23 protein-coding genes and 8 tRNA genes are annotated in these 26279 nt (G+C 45.4%); 29 read left to right on the forward strand and 2 right to left on the reverse strand.

Annotated elements, in window-relative coordinates; all coding sequences use genetic code 11:
* The first annotated feature begins 7 nt into the window (after nt 1–7).
* The 24 genes from cysW to luxS all read left to right on the forward strand — a co-directional run bounded on the left by cysW (nt 8) and on the right by luxS (nt 20097).
* Complete coding sequence (cysW, locus tag AACQ79_RS16240) at nt 8–871, forward strand: sulfate ABC transporter permease subunit CysW (RefSeq protein WP_017047535.1); 864 nt, start codon at nt 8–10, stop codon at nt 869–871.
* Nucleotides 868–1995: a sulfate/molybdate ABC transporter ATP-binding protein gene (locus tag AACQ79_RS16245; protein ID WP_017043744.1), complete on the forward strand. Its 1128-nt coding sequence runs from the start codon at nt 868–870 to the stop codon at nt 1993–1995. The genes cysW and AACQ79_RS16245 overlap by 4 nt, the downstream gene beginning before the upstream one ends.
* Before the next feature lie 113 nt (nt 1996–2108).
* Nucleotides 2109–2600 carry a nicotinamide-nucleotide amidase gene (pncC, locus tag AACQ79_RS16250; protein WP_013857707.1) on the forward strand — a complete coding sequence of 164 codons (492 nt, stop codon included), beginning with the start codon at nt 2109–2111 and terminating at the stop codon, nt 2598–2600.
* A 133-nt stretch (nt 2601–2733) separates the two neighbouring features.
* A complete protein-coding gene (gene recA / locus AACQ79_RS16255; protein WP_010320444.1) occupies nt 2734–3780 on the forward strand; it encodes a recombinase RecA in 1047 nt (348 codons plus the stop codon).
* Between the two features lie 35 nt (nt 3781–3815).
* The gene (recX, locus tag AACQ79_RS16260; RefSeq protein ID WP_081989676.1) at nt 3816–4319 is read left to right on the forward strand and encodes a recombination regulator RecX; all 504 of its coding nucleotides are present in this window, start codon (nt 3816–3818) and stop codon (nt 4317–4319) included.
* Nucleotides 4320–4440: 121 nt separating this feature from the next.
* A complete protein-coding gene (alaS, locus tag AACQ79_RS16265) occupies nt 4441–7023 on the forward strand; it encodes an alanine--tRNA ligase (RefSeq protein ID WP_094131719.1) in 2583 nt (860 codons plus the stop codon).
* Nucleotides 7024–7228: 205 nt separating this feature from the next.
* On the forward strand, nt 7229–8416 hold the full coding sequence (locus AACQ79_RS16270) for an aspartate kinase (RefSeq protein ID WP_013857703.1): 1188 nt from the start codon (nt 7229–7231) through the stop codon (nt 8414–8416).
* 92 nt (nt 8417–8508) lie between these two features.
* The gene (csrA, locus tag AACQ79_RS16275) at nt 8509–8706 is read left to right on the forward strand and encodes a carbon storage regulator CsrA (protein WP_010320440.1); all 198 of its coding nucleotides are present in this window, start codon (nt 8509–8511) and stop codon (nt 8704–8706) included.
* 186 nt (nt 8707–8892) lie between these two features.
* Nucleotides 8893–8985, forward strand: a tRNA-Ser gene (locus tag AACQ79_RS16280).
* A gap of 41 nt (nt 8986–9026) precedes the next feature.
* Nucleotides 9027–9103: transfer RNA gene (locus AACQ79_RS16285), tRNA-Arg, on the forward strand.
* 31 nt (nt 9104–9134) lie between these two features.
* Nucleotides 9135–9227, forward strand: a tRNA-Ser gene (locus tag AACQ79_RS16290).
* A 66-nt stretch (nt 9228–9293) separates the two neighbouring features.
* Nucleotides 9294–9370 (forward strand) — tRNA-Arg (locus AACQ79_RS16295).
* Between the two features lie 36 nt (nt 9371–9406).
* Nucleotides 9407–9483: transfer RNA gene (locus AACQ79_RS16300), tRNA-Arg, on the forward strand.
* Nucleotides 9484–9549: 66 nt separating this feature from the next.
* Nucleotides 9550–9626: transfer RNA gene (locus tag AACQ79_RS16305), tRNA-Arg, on the forward strand.
* A 36-nt stretch (nt 9627–9662) separates the two neighbouring features.
* Nucleotides 9663–9739 (forward strand) — tRNA-Arg (locus AACQ79_RS16310).
* Between the two features lie 66 nt (nt 9740–9805).
* Nucleotides 9806–9882 (forward strand) — tRNA-Arg (locus AACQ79_RS16315).
* A gap of 372 nt (nt 9883–10254) precedes the next feature.
* Entirely contained in the window at nt 10255–10509 is a 255-nt protein-coding gene (locus tag AACQ79_RS16320) for an oxaloacetate decarboxylase subunit gamma (protein ID WP_026027802.1), read from the forward strand.
* A 30-nt stretch (nt 10510–10539) separates the two neighbouring features.
* Entirely contained in the window at nt 10540–12318 is a 1779-nt protein-coding gene (oadA, locus tag AACQ79_RS16325) for a sodium-extruding oxaloacetate decarboxylase subunit alpha (RefSeq protein ID WP_088720877.1), read from the forward strand.
* 9 nt (nt 12319–12327) lie between these two features.
* A complete protein-coding gene (locus AACQ79_RS16330; RefSeq protein WP_013857700.1) occupies nt 12328–13458 on the forward strand; it encodes a sodium ion-translocating decarboxylase subunit beta in 1131 nt (376 codons plus the stop codon).
* 117 nt (nt 13459–13575) lie between these two features.
* Nucleotides 13576–14526 carry an NADP-dependent oxidoreductase gene (locus AACQ79_RS16335; RefSeq protein ID WP_017045772.1) on the forward strand — a complete coding sequence of 317 codons (951 nt, stop codon included), beginning with the start codon at nt 13576–13578 and terminating at the stop codon, nt 14524–14526.
* Nucleotides 14520–14981 carry a YqaA family protein gene (locus tag AACQ79_RS16340; RefSeq protein WP_170899396.1) on the forward strand — a complete coding sequence of 154 codons (462 nt, stop codon included), beginning with the start codon at nt 14520–14522 and terminating at the stop codon, nt 14979–14981. Before AACQ79_RS16335 ends, AACQ79_RS16340 begins: the two co-directional genes overlap by 7 nt.
* Nucleotides 14982–14990: 9 nt before the next feature.
* Entirely contained in the window at nt 14991–17846 is a 2856-nt protein-coding gene (locus tag AACQ79_RS16345) for a M16 family metallopeptidase (RefSeq protein WP_170899397.1), read from the forward strand.
* A 102-nt stretch (nt 17847–17948) separates the two neighbouring features.
* The gene (gene gshA / locus AACQ79_RS16350) at nt 17949–19514 is read left to right on the forward strand and encodes a glutamate--cysteine ligase (protein WP_170899406.1); all 1566 of its coding nucleotides are present in this window, start codon (nt 17949–17951) and stop codon (nt 19512–19514) included.
* Nucleotides 19515–19578: 64 nt separating this feature from the next.
* Entirely contained in the window at nt 19579–20097 is a 519-nt protein-coding gene (luxS, locus tag AACQ79_RS16355; protein WP_010319518.1) for an S-ribosylhomocysteine lyase, read from the forward strand.
* 83 nt (nt 20098–20180) lie between these two features.
* On the opposite strand, the gene AACQ79_RS16360 is transcribed toward luxS, so the two are convergent.
* Complete coding sequence (locus AACQ79_RS16360) at nt 20181–21455, reverse strand: HlyC/CorC family transporter (protein ID WP_017046996.1); 1275 nt, start codon at nt 21453–21455, stop codon at nt 20181–20183.
* Nucleotides 21456–21538: 83 nt separating this feature from the next.
* A complete protein-coding gene (locus tag AACQ79_RS16365) occupies nt 21539–22333 on the reverse strand; it encodes a cytochrome C assembly family protein (RefSeq protein ID WP_026027563.1) in 795 nt (264 codons plus the stop codon).
* A 305-nt stretch (nt 22334–22638) separates the two neighbouring features.
* On the opposite strand from AACQ79_RS16365, the gene ffh reads away from it, so the two are divergent.
* The 5 genes from ffh to rplS all read left to right on the forward strand — a co-directional run bounded on the left by ffh (nt 22639) and on the right by rplS (nt 26237).
* Entirely contained in the window at nt 22639–24021 is a 1383-nt protein-coding gene (gene ffh / locus AACQ79_RS16370) for a signal recognition particle protein (RefSeq protein WP_019281904.1), read from the forward strand.
* 214 nt (nt 24022–24235) lie between these two features.
* Nucleotides 24236–24484 carry a 30S ribosomal protein S16 gene (rpsP, locus tag AACQ79_RS16375; protein ID WP_010319522.1) on the forward strand — a complete coding sequence of 83 codons (249 nt, stop codon included), beginning with the start codon at nt 24236–24238 and terminating at the stop codon, nt 24482–24484.
* A 29-nt stretch (nt 24485–24513) separates the two neighbouring features.
* Nucleotides 24514–25068, forward strand: coding sequence for a ribosome maturation factor RimM (gene rimM, locus AACQ79_RS16380; protein WP_013857691.1), 555 nt, complete (start codon nt 24514–24516; stop codon nt 25066–25068).
* Nucleotides 25069–25095: 27 nt separating this feature from the next.
* Nucleotides 25096–25842, forward strand: coding sequence for a tRNA (guanosine(37)-N1)-methyltransferase TrmD (gene trmD, locus AACQ79_RS16385; RefSeq protein WP_010319524.1), 747 nt, complete (start codon nt 25096–25098; stop codon nt 25840–25842).
* Nucleotides 25843–25883: 41 nt separating this feature from the next.
* On the forward strand, nt 25884–26237 hold the full coding sequence (gene rplS, locus AACQ79_RS16390) for a 50S ribosomal protein L19 (RefSeq protein WP_010319525.1): 354 nt from the start codon (nt 25884–25886) through the stop codon (nt 26235–26237).
* Nucleotides 26238–26279 lie beyond the last annotated feature (42 nt).

Consider the following 26279-nt stretch of genomic DNA (forward strand, 5'->3'; position numbering starts at 1 on the left):
ACCGATGATGAAAGCACATCAACCGTTACGAGTCGGTGAAGCACCTTGGGTGAAGTGGAGTTTGATTAGCTTTGCGCTGTTTTGGGTTGCATTGTTGCTGATTATCCCGCTAGTGAGCATTTTCAAACAAGCCTTTGCCAGTGGTTTATCGACTTATATTAGTCATTTAATTGAACCCGATACGCGTCATGCCATTGGTTTAACACTGCTAGTTGCGCTACTCACGGTGCCAATTAACTTAGTGTTCGGCGTGTTATTAGCTTGGGCAGTGACTCGTTTTGAATTTCCGGGTAGAAAAATATTAACCACTTTAATTGATATTCCGTTTGCCGTATCACCGGTTGTTGCAGGCCTTCTGTATTTACTGCTTTACGGCAGCAGCGGCTGGTTAGGCGAGTGGTTGTTTGAGCGCGATCTGCAAGTGATGTTTGCTTGGCCGGGAATTTTATTGGTCACGGTTTTTGTGACTTGCCCGTTTGTCGCGCGTGAGCTGATCCCGCTGATGCAGCAGCAAGGCCGCTCGGATGAAGAGGCAGCGGTTATTTTGGGTGCATCTTGGTGGCAACTGTTTCGTCGCGTCACCTTACCGAATATTAAATGGGCACTGATTTACGGTGTCATCCTAACCAATGCGCGTGCCATTGGTGAATTTGGCGCAGTAGCGGTTGTGTCTGGCAATATTCGTGGTGAAACCAATACCTTACCGCTACATGTGCAGCTACTGTATGAAGATTATCAATCGGAAGCGGCGTTTGCTAGCGCCTCACTATTGGCTTTCATTGCATTATTAACCTTAGTTTTTAAAGCTTATGTTGAATGGCGTCAACACAACAATCAGACAAAAACGAACAGAGAGCAAGAGACGGTATGAGTATACGTTTAGACAACATTTCCAAACAATTTGGTCAATTTCAAGCGCTCTCTCCGCTCTCGTTACAGATTGATGATGGCGAGATGATTGGCTTACTTGGTCCTTCAGGCTCAGGCAAAACCACTTTGTTGCGCATTATTGCCGGCCTTGAAGGTGCTGATAGTGGAACCATTCATTTTAGAGATCGCGATGTGACTCATGTCCACGTCCGCGAGCGCCGAGTTGGCTTTGTGTTCCAAAACTACGCACTTTTTCGTCATATGACGGTGGCCGACAATGTCGCGTTTGGTTTGCAAGTGATGGATCGCCGTCATAGACCAGCGGCGGCGGAGATCACCAAAAGAGTCAAACAGCTATTGGATATTGTACAACTTGGCCATTTAGCTGAGCGCTATCCTGAACAACTGTCCGGCGGGCAAAAGCAGCGCATCGCCTTGGCTCGCGCCCTTGCAACAAAGCCGGAAGTGCTACTGCTGGATGAGCCTTTTGGCGCACTGGATGCCAAAGTGCGTAAAGAATTGCGCCGCTGGTTGCGCAGCTTGCATGAAGAGCTCGGTTTTACGAGCGTATTTGTCACCCACGATCAAGATGAAGCACTTGAGCTCTCTGATCGCGTGGTCGTGATGAGCAATGGCCGCATCGAACAGATCGACTCGCCAGTGCAGCTTTATGCTCAACCGAACAGTCGCTTCGTCTTTGACTTTTTTGGCAATGTGAATGTATTCCAAGCCAACTGGAATAACGAGCAGTGGGTCAATGGCCAATCGTTTATCTTACCGCCGAAAGATCACGCGATTAATCAATCAGGAAAGTTGTATGTGCGCAGCCATGAGTTGAGCCTATCGAACAAACAAAATAGCCAAGCTTCATTGCCTTTTGAAGTGGTCTCTGTCAATCCTGTTGGCGCGGAAGTGCGAGTGGAACTCGCGCCAGTCGGCTGGGAGAGTGAGCAATTATGGGAAGCAAAATTAACCCATAGAGCATTGAGTGAACAACCGCTCACACGAGGCGACAAAACCTTTGCTACACCACAAGTGGGCTACTTTTTTGGTGGGGAGAGCAGCACTCCGCACACCATTCGTTGGCCATTCTTAGACGCAGATAGTTTAATGTTTGAGATCTAAATACAACGGACGAACGATTCAGAATGGGCACGCTTGCGTGCCCATTCTGTTTTCTGGAGATTCAATCTGCTATAAAGGTTCAAGCAAGATAACGTGGCTTTGGAGAGGGCGTAATGAAAGCGATTTTTGCATTAAGTGAACAATTAGGTCAGCAATTGTTAGCACAAAAAGAGATCCTCACCAGTGCTGAATCATGCACTGGCGGTGGTGTGGCATTTGCACTTACCGAGGTTGCAGGAAGTTCGGCTTGGTTTGAACGATCATTTGTGACCTACAGTAATCTCGCTAAACAAGAGATGCTCGGTGTCAAAGCACAGACACTGGTGGATTTTGGCGCGGTTTCCGAACCCGTGGTGCGTGAAATGGTACAAGGAGCACTTTTGCATTCCCAAGCCACTATTGGTGTAGCGATCAGTGGTATTGCTGGTCCTGACGGCGGTAGCGCAGAAAAACCAGTGGGAACCGTGTGCTTTGCATGGGCTTCTAAGCAGGGCTGGGAACGTGCTGAGACGCTTTGTTTTAAAGGCGATCGCGCACAGGTGCGCAAGCAGGCGATTACTCATGCATTACAAGTGGTGAGTCACTTTTTATCGCAGCCAAATTGAACCTAGTCGAAATTTTTTCGACACAGCTATAGACACTGTATGAATCAACAGTATAATTAACCCCAATTGGCGACTAAAGAGTCGATAAAAAATTTAACGAGCCGCTACCCACAGCGACAGTTTGGAGAAAGTAATGGACGAAAATAAGCAGAAGGCGCTAGCCGCAGCACTGGGTCAAATTGAAAAGCAATTTGGTAAAGGTTCGATCATGCGCCTTGGTGACAACCGTACAATGGATGTTGAAACCATTTCTACCGGTTCACTTTCTTTGGATATTGCATTGGGTGCTGGCGGTTTACCAATGGGACGTATCGTTGAAGTCTACGGCCCTGAATCATCAGGAAAAACAACGTTAACGCTGGAATTGATCGCAGCAGCACAACGAGTGGGTAAAACCTGTGCTTTTATCGATGCAGAACATGCCCTTGACCCAATTTATGCTAAAAAACTGGGTGTAAACATCGATGAGCTGTTGGTTTCACAACCTGATACGGGTGAACAAGCGCTTGAAATTTGTGATGCCTTGGCCCGTTCTGGTGCCATTGATGTTATCGTCATTGACTCTGTGGCTGCACTGACACCAAAAGCTGAAATTGAAGGTGAAATGGGCGATAGCCACATGGGCTTGCAAGCACGTATGCTTTCTCAAGCGATGCGTAAGTTAACGGGTAACCTAAAACAGTCCAACTGCATGTGCATCTTCATTAACCAGATCCGTATGAAAATTGGTGTGATGTTTGGTAACCCTGAAACCACAACAGGTGGTAATGCCCTTAAATTCTACGCTTCAGTTCGTTTAGATATTCGTCGTACAGGCTCTATTAAAGAGGGTGACGAAGTCGTGGGTAACGAAACGCGTATTAAAGTGGTTAAGAACAAAATCGCGGCTCCCTTTAAACAAGCGGATACTCAAATTCTTTACGGACAAGGTTTTAACCGTGAAGGTGAATTGGTTGATCTTGGCGTGAAACATAAATTGGTTGAGAAAGCGGGTGCTTGGTATAGCTATAACGGTGATAAAATTGGTCAAGGTAAAGCAAACGCCTGTAAATTCTTGAGAGAGAATCCAGCTGCAGCTATGGCTCTTGATACTAAGTTACGTGAAATGCTGCTCAATCCAGCCGAGTTAATTGTTGAAGAACCTATTTTGAGCGAAATGCCTCAAGAAGAAGAGTTGTAATATTCTCCACGTTTATATTTCAACAAAGCCCTGCAATGCAGGGCTTTGTTTTATCCATGACTAATAGGGACAGTATGTATTCCTCTAAATTCAAATCGACGTTATCGTGCAAAGAGTGCGCATTGCAATTACTGAGCCGACGAGATCACAGCGAGCATGAGCTACAGCAAAAGCTCATGAGTAAAGGGTATGATTCGGAAATTATCGTTCAAACAATGAGTTACTGCCTTGAGAACCATTATTTGGATGAACTGCGCTATGCCGCAAGTCAAATAAGACAACATGTCACTAAAGGTCATGGTGAGCGGCGTATTCGACAAGAGCTGAGCCAAAAAAGAGTCAGTAGCGATGATATTGAAACCGCTTTATATCAAGAGCCTCAAGATTGGTTTGAATTGGCAAAAGCAGTGGCTGAAAAAAAATTCAGAGAACCTGCGGAAAAAGGTTCAAAAGAACATGCCAAACAAGTGCGTTTTTTGCAGTATCGAGGCTTTAGCTTCGAGCAAATTAGCTACGCTTTATCATCATCGGAAGCTTAACTCTTCGTCTGATCTGCAATTTATTTCCTGCCATGCCTTTTCTATAAGAAAACTAGTCGAACTCTTGTCCATGCTTTACAATAACGCAAAATTCTAACTTGAGTATTTCAGGAAGAGCTGCATGTTTATGAGCACTGATGAGGTTCGCCGCGCGTTCCTCTCGTTCTTTGAAAGTAAAGGACACCAAATTGTTGATAGTTCATCATTAGTCCCCGCTAATGACCCAACCCTGTTGTTCACAAATGCAGGAATGAACCAATTTAAAGATTGTTTTCTTGGTTTAGAAAAGCGTGCTTATACACGTGCAACAACGGCGCAACGTTGTGTGCGAGCTGGTGGTAAGCATAACGATCTGGAAAACGTTGGTTTTACCGCTCGTCACCATACCTTTTTTGAAATGTTGGGTAACTTCAGCTTTGGTGATTACTTCAAAGAAGACGCTATTGCATACGCGTGGGAGTTTCTTACTGTAACACTCAAGTTGCCCGCTGATCGTCTACTGGTTACCGTGTATGAAACCGATGATGAAGCATTTGATATCTGGAATAAAAAAGTAGGCATTCCGGCTGAGCGCATTATTCGCATTGGCGATAAACCGGGTGGTAAAGCTTATGAGTCAGACAACTTCTGGCAAATGGGTGATACGGGTCCGTGTGGTCCTTGTACTGAAATTTTCTATGATCATGGCGATCATATCTGGGGTGGTCCTCCAGGTTCGGCAGAGGAAGATGGCGATCGTTTCATTGAAATTTGGAACAACGTCTTCATGCAGTTTAACCGTCATGCCGATGGCACGATGGAGCCACTTCCAAAACCTTCCGTTGATACCGGTATGGGTATTGAACGTATTTCTGCGATCATGCAGGGTGTTCACTCAAACTATGAAATTGATGTGTTTCAAGCCTTGATTAAAGCCGCCGCTGATGTAACGGGTTATGACGATCTTTCCAATCAATCGCTACGCGTTGTTGCTGATCACATCCGTTCTTGTGCTTTCTTGATTGTGGATGGTGTGATGCCATCGAATGAAGGCCGTGGCTATGTACTGCGTCGGATTATTCGTCGAGCGGTGCGTCATGGTAATAAATTGGGCGCACAAGGTGCCTTCTTCCACAAACTGGTTGGCCCATTAGCACAAGTGATGGGAACGGCTGGTGAAGAACTGAAAAAGCAGCAAGCGCTTGTAGAAAAAGTGCTGCGCATTGAAGAAGAGAACTTCGGTCGCACTCTTGAACGCGGTATGGCGATCCTCAATGATGCACTCGATAATTTAGAGGGTAGCGTACTGGATGGTGAAACTGTCTTTAAACTTTACGATACCTACGGTTTTCCGGCTGATTTAACTAATGATGTTGCCCGTGAACGTGAGCTGACCATTGACGAACAAGGTTTCGAAAAAGCGATGGAAGAGCAGCGTCAACGAGCGCGTGAAGCGGGCCAATTTGGCACTGACTACAATGCAATCATTAAAGTTGATACCAATACCGCTTTCTGTGGCTACAGCGCGACACAAGGCGAGAGCCGCATTGCCGCTATGTTTGTTGACGGCAATGAAGTTGACACTCTATCTGCGGGTGATAAAGCGATTTTGATCTTGGGTGAAACACCTTTCTACGCTGAATCCGGTGGTCAATGTGGTGATGCAGGTGTTATTCAAACGGCCACGGGCTTGTTTAAAGTTGAAGATACACAAAAACTCGGCAACGCCATTGCTCATCACGGTGAACTCATCGAGGGCGTACTCGCCAAAGGCGATGAAGCGAAAGCCATTGTTGATGCTAAGCGCCGCGCTGCAATTTCACTGAACCACTCCGCCACACATTTGTTGCATGCTGCACTTCGCCAAGTATTAGGTACGCACGTGGCGCAAAAAGGCTCATTGGTAAAAGCGGAAAGCTTGCGTTTTGACTTCTCTCATTTAGAAGCAATGACGCCCGTAGAGCTAAAAGAAGTGGAACGTCTAGTGAACGCGCAAATTCGCCGTAACCACACGATTGAAACCAATATTATGGACATCGAAGCGGCAAAAGCCAAAGGTGCTATGGCACTGTTTGGTGAAAAATACGACGATGAAGTTCGTGTATTGTCGATGGGTGATTTCTCAACCGAACTGTGTGGTGGTATTCACGCAAGTAACACCGGTGACATCGGCCTATTCAAAATAGTTTCTGAAGGCGGTATTGCTGCTGGCATTCGTCGTATTGAAGCGGTGACGGGTGAAGGCGCGCTGGATCTATTGGATCAACAGCAGGCTCAATATGAAGTCAAAGTGGCTGAAATGGCGGCTAAAGCGAAATCTTTGGAAAAAGAGTTGCAGCAGTTAAAAGATAAGCTTGCAGCGAAAGAAAGTGCCAATCTGATCAGCAATGTAAAAGAAATTGCGGGTGTGAAAGTACTAGTTGCTCAACTTAATGGCGCCGATAACAAAGCGCTGCGTGGTATGGTTGATGAGCTAAAAAATCAGTTAGGCAGTGGCATTATCATGCTGGGTAATGTGGCTGATGATAAAGTGGGTTTGATTGCGGGTGTGACCAAAGATCTTACCGCCAAAGTTAAAGCAGGGGAGCTGGTAAATATGGTTGCCTTGCAAGTAGGTGGTAAAGGTGGCGGTCGTCCGGATATGGCTCAAGCGGGAGGTACGGATGTTAATGCCTTGCCTAGCGCTTTAGCTTCCGTAGATGCTTGGATTGCTGAGCATCTATAAACCGTTGTAATAAGTCACGCTCAATCACTGTTTTTTGATTGGGCGTAATTTTATTTACCAAACCAAGTGGTCTAATTGGCGCAATAGGATACGAGCCAGTTATCTGCTTGGTTTTGTTTTTGTAACTACTGAATCGATACTCAACATAGTGCTCTGCTTTCGATTTGGTCCTAATGAGACTTTGGTCTTGGGAAGGTGAAGATAGGTGAAAAAGCCCCTTATCGTGCAAAAGTTTGGCGGAACCTCGGTGGGTTCAATAGAACGAATCCATACCGTCGCTGAACACATCATTAAGGCGAAGAATGATGGTAATCAAGTTGTTGTAGTTGTTTCTGCAATGTCAGGAGAAACCAATCGACTGTTGGGCTTAGCACAACAAATCGATAGTGTACCAACTGCAAGGGAACTTGATGTTTTGCTCTCTGCTGGTGAGCAAGTGTCTATGGCGCTATTAGCGATGACACTCAATAAATTAGGCTATTCAGCTCGCTCACTAACCGGAGCTCAAGCGAACATTGTGACCGATAATCAACACAATGACGCGACGATTAAAATGATTGATACTCGAACGATTACCGAGTTGCTGGCACAAGATCATATTGTGGTGGTAGCGGGTTTTCAGGGTGTGAATGAGAATGGGGATATCACCACTTTAGGACGTGGAGGTTCTGACACTAGCGCTGTGACGCTAGCGGGAGCTCTTAAAGCCGATGAGTGTCAAATATTCACTGATGTGGATGGCGTTTACACATGTGATCCACGTGTGGTTGCAACAGCTCAAAAATTAGAGATCGTTGATTTCCCGTCAATGGAAGAAATGGCACGTAAAGGCGCTAAAGTTCTGCATTTACCTTGTGTGCAATATGCGTGGGAAAATGAAGTTCCTTTACGCGTATTGTCTACTTTTGATGTAAACGCAGGCAGTCTAATCAAAGGTGAGCAGTGTCATAAAGCAGTATGTGGCATTGCGATTCAACGCGACATGGCGCTTATTACTGTGCAACATGATCATTTCCCGAGTTTAGCCAAGCAGTGCCAAATGCTCGGTGTGGAAGTGTGGAGTGTGATCGAAGAGGCAGAATGGACAGGTGTCATTATAAAACGAGACGCTTGTGCTAAATTAGCTCTGGTTTTCAATGACAAAATCCGTAATAGTGAACCCGTTAGTTTATTGACCACGGTAGGTTTACTAGCTCAGGAATTAGTTGAACGCTCATGTGAATTACTTGCAGAACAAGGGATCGAAGTGAGTTCCCTTTCGGTTGATAAACAATCGTTAATGCTAGTTATGCAGCCACAACATGTTGATAAGGCAGCCAATATTTTACATGAGGCCTATATAACGTCAGATGAGCTATTAGCTTTTCACCTAAAACATGTCTCTTTAGGGTGAGAGCGCACTAATAGATAGTTTACGAAAATATAACTTTTAGTGGATAATAGCGCAGTTGCAATATAATACAGAGATTACTCAAGGAGCAAAGAATGCTAATTTTGACTCGCCGTGTTGGCGAAACACTAATGATCGGTGATGAAGTGACAGTAACAGTTCTTGGTGTAAAAGGTAACCAAGTGCGTATCGGTGTGAATGCACCGAAAGAGGTTTCTGTCCACCGTGAAGAAATCTACATGCGCATTCAAGCTGAAAAAGGTAATGGTAGTGTTGCACCTAGCAACTACTAATTATCACAAGGAAGGCTAGCGAATTTTGCTGGCCTTTTTTATGCTTTGAAGTCACTGATATGACAGAAAAGTTTAATTTCACAGCGCTTTGATTAAATAGCCAACGGTTGATTTGATTTTTGTCGCTTTTACCAAGAAAGTGTTTGACATATTTTTGGTAAAAAGTAATATGTGCCTCCGCAAGACGGTGAGGTGGCCGAGAGGCCGAAGGCGCTCCCCTGCTAAGGGAGTATACGGTTTATAGCCGTATCGAGGGTTCGAATCCCTCCCTCACCGCCATTCTTGCTTATTTGGTTTAGCATCCAAATAAAGAACAATGTGCGTCCTTAGCTCAGCTGGATAGAGTACCTGGCTACGAACCAGGCGGTCGGAGGTTCGAATCCTCCAGGACGCGCCATATTCTTTCGTAAGATTGAATGTGAAAATGCGGTGAGGTGGCCGAGAGGCCGAAGGCGCTCCCCTGCTAAGGGAGTATACGGTTTATAGCCGTATCGAGGGTTCGAATCCCTCCCTCACCGCCATTTATTGACCATGAGTCAATTTTTTTGTTCAGAAATAAAATTTTTGTGATGTAATTCACATCTTGCGCGCTCATAGCTCAGCTGGATAGAGTACCTGGCTACGAACCAGGCGGTCGGAGGTTCGAATCCTCCTGAGCGCGCCACTTATTTAAAGTTAGTGATACTGTCATTAACTCTGCGCGTCCTTAGCTCAGCTGGATAGAGTACCTGGCTACGAACCAGGCGGTCGGAGGTTCGAATCCTCCAGGACGCGCCACTTATTCAAAGGGTCATTGACCCTGATATTGTTAACGATCATCGCTGATTAATATCAAAACTTTGCGCGCTCATAGCTCAGCTGGATAGAGTACCTGGCTACGAACCAGGCGGTCGGAGGTTCGAATCCTCCTGAGCGCGCCACTTATTTAAAGTTAGTGATACTGTCATTAACTCTGCGCGTCCTTAGCTCAGCTGGATAGAGTACCTGGCTACGAACCAGGCGGTCGGAGGTTCGAATCCTCCAGGACGCGCCACTTATTCAAAGGGTCATTGATCCTGATACTGTTAGCGATTATCGCTGATTAATATCAAAGCTTTGCGCGCTCATAGCTCAGCTGGATAGAGTACCTGGCTACGAACCAGGCGGTCGGAGGTTCGAATCCTCCTGAGCGCGCCATTTATTAAGAAGCCTCGCATTTTGCGGGGCTTTTTTATGTTGGTTTTTTGTTGCTATTTTGTTAAATTGAAAATGGCAACTATTTGTTTTATCTTGTTAATCTGCAATGTTTTAACTCCCTCTCAGTATCTGCATCATTTTTTGATTAACGTAGCCGTATTGGCTAGTTAAATGCCCTTCTTAATAGAGAAAATTCAGAGTTTTGTGATTTGTGTGAGTAATTGTTCGCCGATTTTGTGTGTTATCTACAAGAGTCCCTTAAACAAAATTGACAATTATTAACCAATCGAGATAATCCTAGTCCACTTGCCAAGATCGCATTTGTAAAAATGCGTAGCAATTGTTGTCAGGATGACACAGAAAGGAAGCAACATGACTACTATTGGAAGCCTATTAGTTGACGCCGCCACCCTTATGATTACGGGGATGGCTGTAGTCTTTATTTTTCTAACTATTCTCGTTTATCTCGTTCGGTTAATGTCAACCTTGGTACCGGAAGAAGTACCACAACCGATCGCAGCGCCGATTCCACATCGAAAAGTTCAACCAAACCCTTCAGCTGTGAGCCCGCAAATTGTGGCGGCAATTTCTGCAGCAGTGCATCAGCACCGCGCATTAGCTAAATAGCATAGAAAGGATGAAAAGGAGTTTATGAGCATGTCTAAACCACTAGCTATTACGGATGTGGTCCTTCGTGATGCCCATCAGTCACTATTTGCCACGCGCATGCGTATCGAAGACATGCTGCCTATTGCAGCAGAGCTCGATAAGATCGGTTATTGGTCACTGGAAACTTGGGGAGGAGCAACGTTTGATGCTTGTATCCGTTTTCTCGGTGAAGATCCATGGGAGCGTTTACGTTCGCTTAAGCAAGCGATGCCCAATACCCCAATGCAAATGTTGCTACGCGGCCAGAATTTACTAGGCTATCGCCACTATGCTGACGATGTTGTTGAAAAGTTTGTCGAACGAGCTCACGCGAATGGTATGGATGTTTTCCGTATTTTTGATGCGATGAATGATGTTCGCAATTTTGAAAAAGCGGTTAAAGCGACAATTGATGTTGGCGCACACGCGCAGGGTACACTGTCGTACACTACTAGCCCTGTTCATAATTCAGATACTTGGGTTGATCTTGCCAAGCGGTTGGAAGATCTCGGCTGCCACTCTTTGTGTATTAAAGATATGTCTGGGTTGCTCAAGCCGTATGAAGCTGAAGATCTGATCACCCGTATTAAATCCTCTTGTGCCGTACCTTTAGCGCTGCACAGCCATGCAACGACTGGTCTTTCAGCGGCAACAGCCGTTAAAGCGGTAGAAGCTGGTATCGATATTTTGGATACCGCTATCTCGTCAATGAGCCAAACTTACGGGCACACACCAACCGAAACAGTGGTCGCTATGCTTGAAGGAACCGAGCGTGATACGGGTCTGAGCCTGACACAGCTTGAACCGATTGCCACTTATTTTCGTGAAGTGCGTAAGAAATACGCTAAATGGGAAGGGCAGTTAAAAGGTGTCGATTCTCGTATTCTTATTGCGCAGGTTCCTGGTGGTATGTTGACTAATATGGAAGGTCAACTAAAAGAACAAGGAGCGGCCGATCGCCTTGATGAGGTTCTTGAAGAGATCCCTCGTGTGCGAAAAGATTTAGGTTTCATTCCCCTTGTGACTCCAACATCTCAAATCGTGGGAACACAAGCGGTGATCAACGTCCTTACTGGCGAGCGCTATAAGAGCATCACGAAAGAAACTGCAGGGGTATTAAAAGGTGAATACGGTGCAACGCCTGCGCCAGTGAATGCTGAGTTGCAAGCCAAGGTGTTGGGTAATCTTACGCCGATCACTTGCCGTCCAGCCGATTTGTTGGATGCAGAAATGGCCGTGTTGACCACTGAATTGCTTGAAAAGGCAAAAGCAGAGGGAATTTCATTAGCTACAGATACGGTGGATGATGTTCTGACTTACGCATTGTTCCCACAAGTCGGTTTGAAGTTCTTGAAAAATCGTCACAATCCGGATGCATTTGAGCCTGCGCCAACCTTGGAGTCAGCCAAACCTACACCTGCTACCGTTGTGACAAAAGGTGGTATTGAAACCTACAGTGTTAAAGTGGATGGGCAAATTTACACGGTTGAAGTGGGGCCTCAAGGCCAGCTTAGCTCGATTTCTGCCAGCCAGTCTCAAGCAGCACAGTCACCAAGCGTGCCAGCAAGTAACAATGCAGAAGCCGTTCCTTCACCACTCGCTGGCAACATTTTTAAAGTGAATGTTCAAGCTGGTTCTGAGGTGTTAGAAGGGGATGTGTTAGTGATTCTGGAAGCGATGAAGATGGAAACCGAGATCCGTGCGGCACGTGGCGGTATTGTTCAAGATCTTCATGTCAAAGAGGGTGATGCTGTGACTGTTGGTGCACCATTGCTGAGCTTAGCGTAAGGGAGAACCATGGACGGATTACTGACCTTATGGTCTGAAACAGGGATCGCTAATTTTCAGTTAGGCCAAATCTGCATGATTTTGGTCGGTTGTTTACTGCTGTTTTTGGCTATTCGCAAAGGCTTTGAGCCACTGCTGTTATTGCCGATCGGCTTTGGTGCGATTTTAGCGAATATTCCGAATGCGGGTTTTACCGAACCCGGCGGTCTGCTTTATTACGTTTATCATGTTGGTATTGAGACGGGCGTTTTTCCACTGCTGATTTTTATGGGCGTGGGCGCGATGACCGATTTCGGGGCGTTGATTGCAAACCCTAAAACGTTATGGTTAGGTGCGGCCGCTCAGTTTGGTATTTTCGCCACCCTGTTTGGTGCGATATTACTCAACTATGTACCGGGTATGGAATTTACCATGGCCGATGCTGCGTCCATCGCCATCATTGGTGGAGCCGATGGCCCAACCGCTATTTTCCTTGCCAGTAAATTATCGCCGGATTTATTAGGTGCAATCGCTGTGGCGGCTTATAGCTATATGGCATTAGTTCCTATCATTCAGCCACCGATTATGAAGGCACTTACAACACCTGAAGAGCGAAAAATCAAAATGGCTCAGCTACGCCACGTTGGGAAGACAGAAAAAATACTGTTTCCTTTGGCGGTGCTATTGATGACGATTCTATTTTTACCGTCAGCAACGCCATTAGTGGGTATGTTCTGTCTAGGTAATTTAATGCGTGAATCGGGTGTGGTTGAGCGTCTATCCAAGACAGCGCAAAATGAACTGATCAACATCGTTACTATCTTCTTAGGCTTAGGCGTTGGTTCTAAACTGCAGGCTGATAAGTTTTTGAACTTGGAAACATTAGGTATTTTGGCGCTCGGTGCTATTGCTTTCAGTATTGGTACGGCTGGTGGTGTGTTGATGGCGAAAGTGCTTAATAAATTCTCGAAAGAGGATATTAACCCTCTTATTGGCGCTGCTGGTGTGTCTGCGGTACCGATGGCGGCGCGAGTAGTGAACAAAGTGGGGCTTGAAGCTAATCCACAGAACTTCTTACTGATGCACGCCATGGGGCCAAATGTAGCAGGTGTGCTGGGCTCTGCTGTTGCAGCAGGCGTTTTGCTTGCTCTTGTTGGCTAAGCCTAGACGAGCCGATGGTTATTTTGCGAGCTAAAGATTAACTAGAAGCAATAAAATGGTATATATTCAAAGGGATGCTGAGGCATCCCTTTCTTTTTATCAATAGGGAAGTTTGACATGGATAATAAACAGATCGCAATTACTGAGTTTGGTGGACCAGAGGTGCTCGTTATTCAAACCAGTGACGTTCCTCAACCTAAGGCTGGCGAAGTGTTAGTGAAAGTGGCTTTTGCTGGTGTAAACCCTATTGATGTAAAAACTCGGGCGGGTCTGGGGTGGGCTGCAGCGCAAAACAAAGATAAGCTGCCATGGGTGCCAGGTTACGATATTTCTGGACAAGTTGTTGAGGTGGGGGAAGATAATCGCCGCTTTCAAATTGGAGATAATGTGGCGGGCTTTGTTGGGTTTCCGTTGCGTGGTGGCGGCTACAGCCAATATCTGTGTGTGGCAGAAAGCGAACTCAGCCTTGTTCCTGATGCTGTGACCTTAGAAGCCGCAGCTGTGCTGCCACTGGCAGGGCAAACGGCGGCGCAAGCCCTAAATAAAGCGCAAGTGAAAGAGGGGGATCGCGTATTGATCCTCGCGGGCGCTGGTGGTGTCGGGCACTTAGCGGTACAAATTGCTTTAGCAGCAAAAGCCGAAGTGTATACCACGTGCAGCGAACAAAATTTGGATTATTTAGCGACTCTTGGTGCTCATGCGATTAATTACAATTTTGCTCCTGCTTCACAGCGTTTAGAAGAAGTGGATGTGCTGATTGATTTAGTCGGTGGTGATGCGGCTCTCGACGCTTTGAAATGCTTGAAAGATCATGCGCGTGTCGTTACTGTTCCGACTCTAAGTGCTGAGCTTATTTGTGAAAAAGCAAAATTACTTGGTTTTGAAGCCACAGGCATGTTAGTTGATCCTAATCCTGAACAGCTTGATACCATGCTTTATATGGTCAGCGTTGGCTTATTGAAAACGGAAATTCAAGCTGTTTATCCGATGGCGGAAGTGGCTGCGGCTCATCAACAGATTGAAACAGGCCATACTCGAGGCAAAGTTCTTCTTGATATGAAATGTTAGACATTTTTAGCACCTATTTGGAACCGCTCTCGTATTGGTTTGCTGGCTCTGCTCTGTGGGTGCTTTTTTTTAGTGGTTTTCTCAGTGCTACCTTATTACCGGGAAGCTCAGAAGCGAGTTTATTCGCCACATTAAGCCTGAATCAATTTCCCGTATTTTGGGTTATCGCCGTTGCAAGCGCTGGCAATACCCTCGGCGGTCTGACCAACTATTGGCTCGGTATCTGGTTGCCTAATCGAACTGAAAGCGAAAAGCACGGTCATAAAGCGTTAGCTTGGCTCAATAAATATGGTTATTGGGCTCTCTTATTTAGTTGGTTACCTGTGGTGGGCGATGTGCTTTGTTTGGCCGCAGGTTGGCTACGCATGAAATTTTTACCTACTTTTGTCATGATTTTGATCGGCAAAGCACTGCGTTACATCATGCTTGCCGCTGTATTCTATGGTTTTTTCTAAGGAGCTGTTATGAGAAAAATTTGGCTAGGTGCCCTTTCTCTTATTGCCATTTACGGCTGTTCATCAACGGTCGCACCTATCGCTTTTTTTTCATCATTACCGAAAGGGGTTACGCTGATTGAGCAAGTGGATGCTCAACCGGGAAAAGTGATGATCCCTTATGCAAAATATCAGCTCGATAATGGCCTTACTGTCGTGCTCTCACCGGATCACTCAGATCCTTTAGTGCATGTCGATGTCACTTATCATGTGGGTTCGGCACGTGAAGAGGTTGGAAAATCAGGGTTTGCTCATTTCTTTGAACACATGATGTTTCAAGGAACGGAGCACGTTGGCGATCAAGAACATTTTCGTTTGATCACCGAAGCGGGAGGAACCATGAATGGGAGTACTAACCGTGACCGTACTAATTATTACCAAACCGTGCCTTCAAATCAGCTAGAAAAAGTGTTGTGGCTCGAATCTGATCGGATGGGATTTTTGCTCAACGCGGTTTCTCAACGTAAATTTGAGATCCAACGTGACACAGTAAAAAACGAACGCGCACAAAACTACGACAACCGCCCCTATGGCTTGATGTGGGAAAAAATGGCGGAGGCGATGTATGCCGAAGGACACCCTTATTCATGGCAAACTATTGGTTATGTCGAAGATCTTGACCGAGTGGACGTCAACGATCTTAAAGCGTTTTTCTTACGTTGGTATGGGCCGAATAATGCAGTGCTGACCATTGGTGGTGATATTGATGTTCAGCAAACACTTGAATGGGTTAATCAATATTTTGGCACCATACTGGCAGGCCCAGCCGTTGATAACGCACCTAAACAGCCGGCCCAGTTGGCGCAAGATCGTTTCATTACCTTGGAAGATCGCATTCAGCAACCCATGGTTGTGGTGGGCTGGCCGACAGAATATCGCGGTGCTCAAAGTCAAGCCTCGTTAGATGCGCTTGCCAAAGTGTTAGGCAGCGGTACCAATAGTTATCTCTACCAAGCGTTGGTCAAAACTCAAAAAGCCGTCAATGCGGGTGCATTCCAAGATTGCGCCGAATTGGCTTGTACCTTCTATGTTTATGCTATGGCCCCTTCGGGTGAAAAGGCTCAGCTTGCTCCTTTGTATCGAGAGTTAATGCAAACGCTCAGTCAGTTTGAGCAGCAAGGGGTAGATCAGAGTCGACTTGATCAAATTACCGGTATGGCGGAAGCGAATGCGGTCTTTGCGCTGCAAAGCGTATCTGGAAAAGTGACGCAGCTTGCGTCCAACGAAACGTTTTATGGGCAGCCTGATCGCCTAGAGCAGCAATTAGCTCAGATTCATGCGGTCACCCCAGAGTCAATTCAACAGGCTTATCAGCGCTTCATTGCTCATCAACATAAGGTTACCTTAAGTGTTGTGCCTAAACATAAAGCCGATCTTGCCGTTCAAAAAGCTAATTTCGTACCCCCTAAAAGAGTGCTACCTGAGCATCAAACGATAACCGAAGATCAATTGGCTTATCGCCAGGTTGAAGATCAATTTGATCGCTCAATCATGCCTTCTGTGGCAAAAGGTGTGAAAGCACAAATGCCGACACTGTATGAACTCTATTTTGATAACGGTATTGAGTTATTAGCCACACAAACCAGCGAAACGCCGACCGTGCTAATTAATATCAATTTACCAGCAGGAGAGCGACATGCCGCGCGTGGCAAAGAAGGGTTAGCTAATTTAACCGCGGCGCTACTTGAAGAAGGCTCAACTCGACGCTCAGTAGAAGCGATTCAAGCTCAACTCGACACGTTAGGTTCGACTATCAGTGTTACTGCCAATGAGTATTCGACCAGTATTATGGTCTCTAGTTTGAAGAAGAATGTTGCAGCAACATTGGATGTGGTTGAAGAAGTTTTATTTCATCCTGCTTTCAAAGAGAGTGATTTTACACGGCTGAAGCAGCAGATGCTGGAAGGGTTGGTTTATCAGCATCAAACACCAGGATGGCTTGCTTCACAAGCTACTCGTCAAGTACTGTTTGGCAACTCTATTTTTGCGCGTTCAAGTGAAGGCACTGAGCAATCACTAAACGATTTAACATTAGAAGATGTAAAACGCTTTTATGCGAAACATTACACGCCACATGGTACGCAAATCGTTGTCGTTGGCGATATTTCCAAAAAAGAGGTCGCTAAACAGTTAACCTTTTTAGGGCAGTGGCGCGGTGAAGCTTCTCCTTTGTTACGTCCCCAAGTAGTGAACCCACTGACAGAGCGGAAGATATATCTGGTTGATAAGCCTGATGCGCCGCAGAGCATCGTCCGTTTTGTGCGAAAAGGGTTGCCTTTCGATGCCACTGGCGAGCTTTTTCTCAGCCAACTGGCTAACTTCAATTTAGCGGGTAACTTTAACAGCCGCATTAATCAGAATTTGCGTGAAGATAAAGGCTACACCTATGGCGCTGGGAGTTATTTCGCGAGCAATCGAGAAGTGGGCGCTATCGTTTTCAATGCTCAAGTGCGTGCTGATGCCACTGTAGCTTCAATCGTTGAAATAGAAAAAGAGATGGCAACATTCAGTCAAAGTGGCTTAACCGACCAAGAGCTAAAATTTATGCGCCTTGCTGTCGGCCAACAAGATGCACTGACGTATGAAACACCATCACAAAAAGCGCAGTTGCTTAGTAATATTTTGACCTATAGTTTGGATGAAGATTACCTACAGCAACGAAATGAACTGGTAGAAAACGTAAAAAAATCAACGCTCAATAAACTCGCCGCTAAATGGTTTGCACCACAAGAGTATCAAATTATCGTGGTGGGTGATGCGAAAACGTTGAAGCCACAACTTGAAAAATTAGATATTCCCGTAGAAGAGCTTGAAATCATCCGCTAGAGTACACATTTATAGGGGGCAGATTGTTTGCCTCCATTCTACTCTCTTGCTGAGTTAGAGCCGCTTTCATTCGGATCATTCACCTATAAGCGAATCATTATTTTGACTAATTTTGCCGCACGACTTGAACAAGTCACTAAAAAATCAGAAGTGTTTAAGCAGTTTGGCCGAGGCGTTGAGCGTGAAACGTTACGCTATACCCCAGAAGGCTCGTTAGCTCTGACTCCTCATCCAGAAGCACTCGGCAGCGCATTAACCAACCGTTGGATCACCACTGATTTTGCGGAGTCATTGCTTGAATTTATTACACCAGTCTCTCATGACGTGCCGACTTTACTCTCACAACTGGCGGATATTCACCATTTTGCTCAAACCAAATTGGGTGACGAAAAGATGTGGCCGCTTTCTATGCCTTGTTATGTTGGCAGCGAAGATGATATCGAACTGGCGCAATATGGTTCATCGAATACGGGTAAAATGAAAACCCTTTATCGAGAAGGCTTAAAGCGTCGTTACGGCAGCTTAATGCAGATCATTTCTGGCGTGCATTTCAATTTTTCATTTCCAGAATCATTTTGGGATGCCTTGCATGGCGAGCAAACTGAATCCCAGCGTACTGAGACAAAATCGGAAGCCTATTTTGGTGTGATTCGTAATTACTACCGTTTTGGCTGGCTTATTCCCTATTTCTTTGGCGCATCACCTGCGTTATGTTCATCGTTTGTGCGCGGACGTGAAAGCCATCTGCCATTTGAAAATATTGGTAAAACGCTTTATTTGCCTCATTCTACCTCGTTGCGTCTCAGTGATTTAGGTTATACCAATAGCGCGCAAAGTGGCTTGCAAATTGGTTTTAATAGCTTGGATCAATATCTAGAAGGGTTGAATCAGGCGATCCGCACTCCATCAAAAGAGTTTGCAGAACTAGGCGTGTATGTCGATGGTGAACATCGTCAGCTCAACAGCAATGTTTTGCAGATAGAAAACGAACTCTATGCACCGATCCGTCCTAAGCGTGTGGCCAAAAATGACGAAAAGCCGTCACAAGCGTTAGAGAGAGGCGGAGTCGAATACATCGAAGTGCGTTCGTTAGACGTAAACCCGTTTAGCCCGATTGGTATTACTGAAGATCAAGTGCGTTTTCTCGATCTGTTCCTCACTTGGACAGCTCTTTCAGATTCAGATCCGATGGACAATTGTGAGCTGGCATGTTGGCGAGATAACTGGAACAAAGTGATTTTAGAAGGTCGTAAACCAGGTTTAGAGTTACAAATTGGCTGTCGCGGTGAGAAACTGACGCTGCAAGCGTGGGCGCATAATGTATTCGATGACTTACGCAAAATAGCGCAAGTAATGGATAGCGCTTGTGGTGGCAACGCATACCAAGCCGTATGCGAGAAACTAAGCTCGTGGATTGATAATCCAGAATTAACCTTTTCCGCTCAACTACTTGAACAGACTAAACAGTTTGGCGGGCTCGGTAAGGTAGGTTGTGCATTAGGAGCCGAATACCGACAAGCCAACCTGGCACATCACTATCAAACTTATTCTGAGTCTGTGATGGAAGAGGAAGTGCTGCGTTCTCGAGCCGCTCAGCAACAGATAGAACAACACGATACTCAAAGTTTTGAAGAATTTCTTGAAAGCTATTTTTCGTACCTAAAATGATCTCTCGATCATAATCTAACATTGATAGGCAGAGCATCGCTCTTTGCCAAATAAGGAGAAAGCAATGCCATTACTCGACAGTTTTACTGTAGATCACACTCGTATGCATGCGCCTGCGGTACGTGTGGCAAAAAATATGCAGACGCCTAAAGGGGATACAATCACCGTATTTGATCTCCGTTTTACTGCTCCAAACAAAGATATTCTTTCAGAAAAAGGGATCCACACTTTAGAACATTTATATGCTGGCTTTATGCGCGCGCACTTAAATGGTCATGATGTAGAAATCATCGACATCTCACCTATGGGCTGCCGCACAGGTTTTTACATGAGTTTGATTGGCGCGCCAACAGAAGCGCAAGTGGCGCAAGCGTGGTTAGCGGCGATGCATGATGTGCTAAAAGTAGAGAGCCAAGATCAGATCCCTGAACTAAACGAATACCAATGTGGTACAGCCTCAATGCACTCGTTAACAGAAGCTAAAGAGATTGCTCAAGCGATTATCACAGCAGGTATTGCGGTGAATAAAAATGATGAGCTTGCTTTACCTGAGTCGATGCTCAAAGAGCTGAAAGTGGATTAAAGATCGCCAGATCTGGCCCTTTAAAAACAAAAAGCTTGGCAGTGACCAAGCTTTTTTTCTTTCTTTTATGCAGTGACTGGCGATTAATGTTTTTTGGTTTTGCGTGGAAAGACTTTAACCTGCTTAATGCGGTTTTCTTCTACATCCACAATCTCCATCGCATGGCCAGAGACTTTGACACTTAAATGGCTACTTGGAATATCTTCAAGGTGCTCCAAAAGTAAACCGTTTAAGGTTCTTGGGCCCGTTGTTGGCAGTTTCCACTTCAGCCCTTTGTTAATGTCACGGATATTTGCGCTGCCATCAATCAAGAAGCTGCCATCACTTTGTGGGGTAATTTCATCGGCTAAGCTTGGTGCCATCGAGGTGGTGAATTCCCCCACAATCTCTTCGAGAATATCTTCAACAGTGATCAAGCCATTGATATCACCGTATTCATCAACGATCAGGCCAATCCGCTCTTTGTTGCGTTGGAATTTAAGTAATTGTACGTTGAGCGGTGTGCCTTCCGGGATGAAGTAGACTTCATCAGCGGCACGTAAAATCATCTCTTTATTGAACTCTTTTTTTTCCAACATCAAACGAGAAGCATCACGAAGGCGCAATATGCCCACCGCTTCATCAATTTTGTCTCGGTAAAGCACCACGCGTCCGTGTGGCGAGTGAGTTAACTGACGCACGATAGATTTCCAATCATCGTTAATATTGATACCAGTAATTTCGTTACGTGGGATCATGATGTCGTTCACCGTAACATGTTCGAGATCGAGAATGGAAAGCAGCATATCTTGGTGGCGACGAGGAATAAGACCACCCGCTTCGTTGACGACGGTTCTCAACTCTTCAGAGCTTAGATGATCCTCCGCCCCATGCTTGGCCTTAAGGCCTAGTAAGCGGATGAAACCATTGGTGATGAAGTTAATGAACATCACCAATGGTGACAATATCTTCATTAAGAAGGTCAGTAAGATGCTGCTGGCGTAAGAGACGCGTTCAGGGTAAAGCGCTGCTAATGTTTTTGGCGTCACTTCAGCAAAAACCAGAACGACCAACGTCAGCGCACCAGTGGCAATGGCCACTCCTAGATCCCCATAAAGGCGCATACCAATAATAGTGGCAATTGCAGAAGCTAAAATATTGACTAGGTTGTTGCCAATGAGGATCAAACCAATGAGGCGATCTGGACGATCAAGCAGTTTTTCAACACGCTTTGCACCTTTGTGGCCGGTATTGGCCAAGTGCTTTAAGCGGTAGCGGTTCAAAGACATCATGCCGGTTTCTGAACCTGAAAAATAAGCCGAAATTACGATGAGACCCGCGAGTAGTGCAAACAATATACCCGTTGAAATGTCGTCCAAAACGTGGTTTTTCCTTATAAATAGTGTGATTAAGTAATGATCTAATTAAATGAATGTGTCAATACGCTATCAAACGTGTTGAGTTAGCTCAAAATGATTTCTTTTACAAAACGGCTACCAAAGTAGGCCAGTGTGAGTAAGGTTGCACCAGCGACAGCAAACCAAGTCACTTTTCTACCGCGCCAACCTTTTCGGTAATGTCCCCACAACAATACAGAATAGACAACCCAAGCAATGAAAGACAAAATGCCTTTATGCGCTTTGCCTTGAGCAAACATATCACCGACAAAATCAAAACCAGTAATCAAGGTACCAGTAAGTAATACGTTACCTATCAAGATGATTTTAAACAGTTGCCTTTCTACCATCAGTAGTGGTGGCAAATTGGGGTTGATGGTTAGCATCTTCTTTTTCTTTAGCTTGTAGTCCAGCCAAGCCAATTGCAAAGCGTAGAGTGCGCCAATCGAAAGGGTTGAATACGAAAATAGTGCTAGAGAAATATGCAACAACAGTGGCGGATTGTTTTCTAAGTGAGTCATGAACATGCTGGGAAGAAATGAGGCGGCGCTGACGTTGATCGCGGCGAAGCTATACACCACCGGCAACAGAAACCACAATCGCGTTTTTAACATCGCAATGCTCATCACCAGTGAGATGATAAAGCTTATCAATGATGCCACATTGAGCATACTGAGGTTTTGCCCATTAGCGTTGAAGATTAAATCACTCAGTAACCACGCATGAAAAGCCAGCGCCAGTGCTGAACTGAACAATACTGTCTGCGCACGAATCCCAGTTTGATTAACTAAGCCTGGAATAATGGTCGCTATGGATAAAAAATACAAAATAGTGGCGACTATTGCGATTAAGTTTTCCATACTTCTTACAAAATGGTGGCTGAATTGGCGAATTATACCTTGCATCACGATAATGAGCTACGTTGGATACCGATTGATTTGACATATACCCACCTTAGTTGAGGTCATGGTGCAAATAATTAACAGGGTGAAGGCTTTTATTCGATAAATCGCAGAGATAACTCTTTTTGACCCCCCTGTTTTGGGGACCCAATGTTACGTTTACGGGTTTAAGTCGCTTATCGCGAAGCGTCAATGGGTATGACTATTAGATTGGCTAAGGTATACTGACCCCAATTAATCGCCGAACTAGCGAAGAGACAACGATGTTTGAAAATTTAACGGATCGACTATCCAAGACGCTGAAAAATATCAGCGGCAAAGGCCGTCTCACCGAAGACAATATTAAAGAAACCCTACGCGAAGTGCGCATGGCGCTGCTTGAAGCGGACGTTGCACTGCCTGTAGTGCGTGATTTTGTCGCGCGCGTTAAAGAGGGCGCAGTGGGTGTTGAGGTGTCTAAATCGCTGACACCGGGACAAGAGTTCATCAAGATTGTTCAAGCGCAGCTTGAAGCGGTAATGGGCGAATCAAACGAAGCGCTGAACCTTGCCGCCCAGCCGCCAGCAGTGATTTTAATGGCGGGTTTACAAGGCGCGGGTAAAACCACCAGTGTTGGTAAGCTTGCTAAGCTGCTTAAAGAACGCGATAAAAAGAAAGTACTGGTGGTTTCGGCTGACGTTTATCGCCCAGCGGCGATAAAACAGCTTGAAACGCTAGCTAACGATCTGGACGTTGAATTTTTTCCTTCTTCAGCCGACCAAAAACCGATTGATATCGCCAATGCGGCCATTGACCATGCGAAGAAGAAATTCTTCGATGTGCTGATTGTCGACACAGCAGGCCGTCTTGCTATTGATGAACTGATGATGGCAGAGATCCAAGATCTGCATGCGGCGATTAATCCGATTGAAACATTGTTCGTTGTGGATGCCATGACGGGGCAAGATGCCGCGAACACCGCAAAAGCCTTTGGTGATGCGCTGCCGTTAACGGGGGTTATCTTAACCAAAGTTGATGGTGATGCTCGAGGTGGTGCCGCACTTTCCGTTCGTCATATCACCGGTAAACCGATTAAATTCTTAGGGGTCGGTGAAAAAACTGACGCGCTCGAGCCTTTCCATCCTGATCGTATTGCATCACGCATATTGGGAATGGGCGATGTTCTCTCATTAATTGAAGATCTACAACGTAATGTTGATCACGAGCAAGCAGAACGCCTAGCTAAAAAATTCAAGGAAAAGAAAGGATTTGATTTAGAAGATTTCCGCGAACAGCTCGGGCAAATGCAGAATATGGGCGGCATGATGGGCATGCTCGATAAACTGCCTGGCATGGCAAACCTACCTGCCAACGTGAAAGATAAGGTCGATGATAAGATGTTCAAGCAGATGGAAGCGATCATCTGTTCGATGACCATGCACGAGCGTCAGCACCCAGACATGATAAAAGGTTCACGTAAAAAACGTATCGCGACAGGTTCTGGCACCCAAGTACAAGATGTTAACCGCTTACTGAAACAGTTCACCCAAATGCAGAAAATGATGAAAAAAATGCAGAAAGGGGGCATGAAAGGCATGATGCGTAATATGCAAGGCATGATGGGCGGAATGGGTGGCATGGGCGGCGGCGGTTTCTTTGGTCGTTAACCTAACTCATTGCGATGCTTAAAATTTACTAAAGCGTGATGTCCATCACTGCAAAAGCATAATGCTTCTGCTGGTGAAAAAATAGCTAAACCCCTTGCAAAGCCTCGGAATAAGAGTAAAATTCCGAGGCTTTATTTTGGCACGAGACCCCAGACTGTTTTTCGTAAATGGTTTTTGGGGTTAATTTTATTATTGAGAAAGCAAAGAGGACGACATGGTAACCATTCGTTTGGCACGTCACGGCGCTAAAAAGCGTCCATTTTATCAAATCGTAGTTGCGGATAGCCGTAACGCAGTAACTGGCCGTTTCATCGAGAAAGTAGGTTTCTTTAATCCTACGGCTACTGGCCAAGAAGAAGGCCTACGTGTTGATCTAGATCGCGTTAACCATTGGGTTGGTCAAGGCGCATCTCTATCTGATCGCGTAGCTAAGCTAGTAAAAGACGCTCAAAAAGCGGCTTAATTCTTACTTTTATAGAAGAACATTAGCTTATGTCGATGAAAGGTAAAGAAACAATGAGCAAAGAAAACGAAAAGATTGTTATGGGCAAGTTTGGTGCTACCTATGGCATTCGTGGCTGGCTCAAAGTTTTTTCCTACACAGACGAAGCTGAAAGTATTTTTGATTACAGCCCTTGGTTTATTAACCAAAAAGGCCAGTGGATCGAGTACAAAGTAGAGAGTTGGAAGCGCCATGGTAAGAGTATGGTGGTAAAACTTGAAGGTTTAGATGTTCGAGAAGACGCACATCTACTCACCAACTTTGAAATTGCTATTGATCCCGCATCATTACCAGAATTGTCAGCAGATGAATTCTACTGGCGTGAATTGTTCGGTATGCAAGTTATTACCACTAAGGGATATAACCTTGGTGAGGTCACTGACCTATTAGAAACTGGCTCCAACGATGTTCTGGTTGTGAAAGCGAATTTGAAAGATGCTTTTGGCCAAAAGGAACGGTTGGTACCGTACCTTGAAGAGCAAGTGATCAAGAATGTTGATCGCGAAGCTCGACGGATCGAAGTTGACTGGGATCCGGCATTCTAACTCTAAAATTTCAGAGCGAGAGAACACATGTGGGTTGGCGTTATAAGCCTATTTCCTGAAATGTTCCGTTCTGTTACTGATTTTGGAGTAACAGGTCAAGCGGTTAAAAAAGGTTTGCTGTCTATTGAAGCTTGGAATCCTCGAGATTTCACTCATGACAAACATCGCACCGTCGATGACAGACCTTACGGTGGTGGTCCTGGAATGCTCATGATGGTTCAGCCTTTGCGCGATGCCATTCATGCAGCAAAACAAGCCGCACCGGGAAAGACGAAAGTCATTTACCTTTCTCCTCAAGGTCGAAAACTCGACCAAAAAGGAGTCGAAGAGCTGGCGACGAATGAGAACCTAGTTCTTATTTGCGGACGCTATGAAGGGGTAGATGAGCGTATCATCCAATCAGAAGTTGACGAAGAATGGTCGATTGGTGATTTTGTGATGACAGGCGGCGAACTGCCAGCCATGACGTTGATTGATTCTGTCTCTCGGTTTGTTCCGGGAGTATTAGGAGATTTCGCATCAGCAGAAGAGGATTCTTTTGCAAATGGCTTGCTAGATTGCCCGCACTATACGCGTCCTGAAGTGTTAGATGGAAAAGAAGTACCTGCGGTACTGAAATCCGGTAATCACGAGGATATTCGTCGCTGGCGGCTGAAACAGTCGTTGGGCCGAACTTGGCATAGAAGGCCAGAGCTCCTGGAAAACCTAGCTCTGACTGACGAACAGGAACTATTACTGGTTGAGTTCATTAAAGAAACTCAAATACATCAGTAACCTATTTAATTTAGTATCAGTTTATTCTAGGAATTTTTAAAATGAGTAACATCATCAAGGCTCTTGAAGAAGAGCAAATGAAACAAGGCCTACCTAAATTCGCACCAGGTGACACTGTTGTTGTTCAAGTTAAGGTAAAAGAAGGTGATCGTGAGCGTCTACAGGCTTTTGAAGGCGTTGTAATCGCAATCCGTAACCGTGGCCTACACTCTGCATTCACTGTTCGTAAGATCTCTAACGGTGAAGGTGTTGAGCGTACGTTCCAAACTCACTCTCCAGTGGTTGATAGCATTGAAGTTAAACGCCGCGGTGCAGTACGTCGTGCCAAACTGTACTACCTACGTGAGCGTTCTGGTAAGTCAGCTCGTATCAAAGAGAAACTTGCTAAGAAGTAATGCTATAAACTAGCGTTCTCATAGTAATAAACAGGGGTCGAG

It is taken from the genome of Vibrio sp. 3-2(1) (genome assembly GCF_963887575.1).
Lineage (GTDB): Bacteria > Pseudomonadota > Gammaproteobacteria > Enterobacterales > Vibrionaceae > Vibrio > Vibrio anguillarum.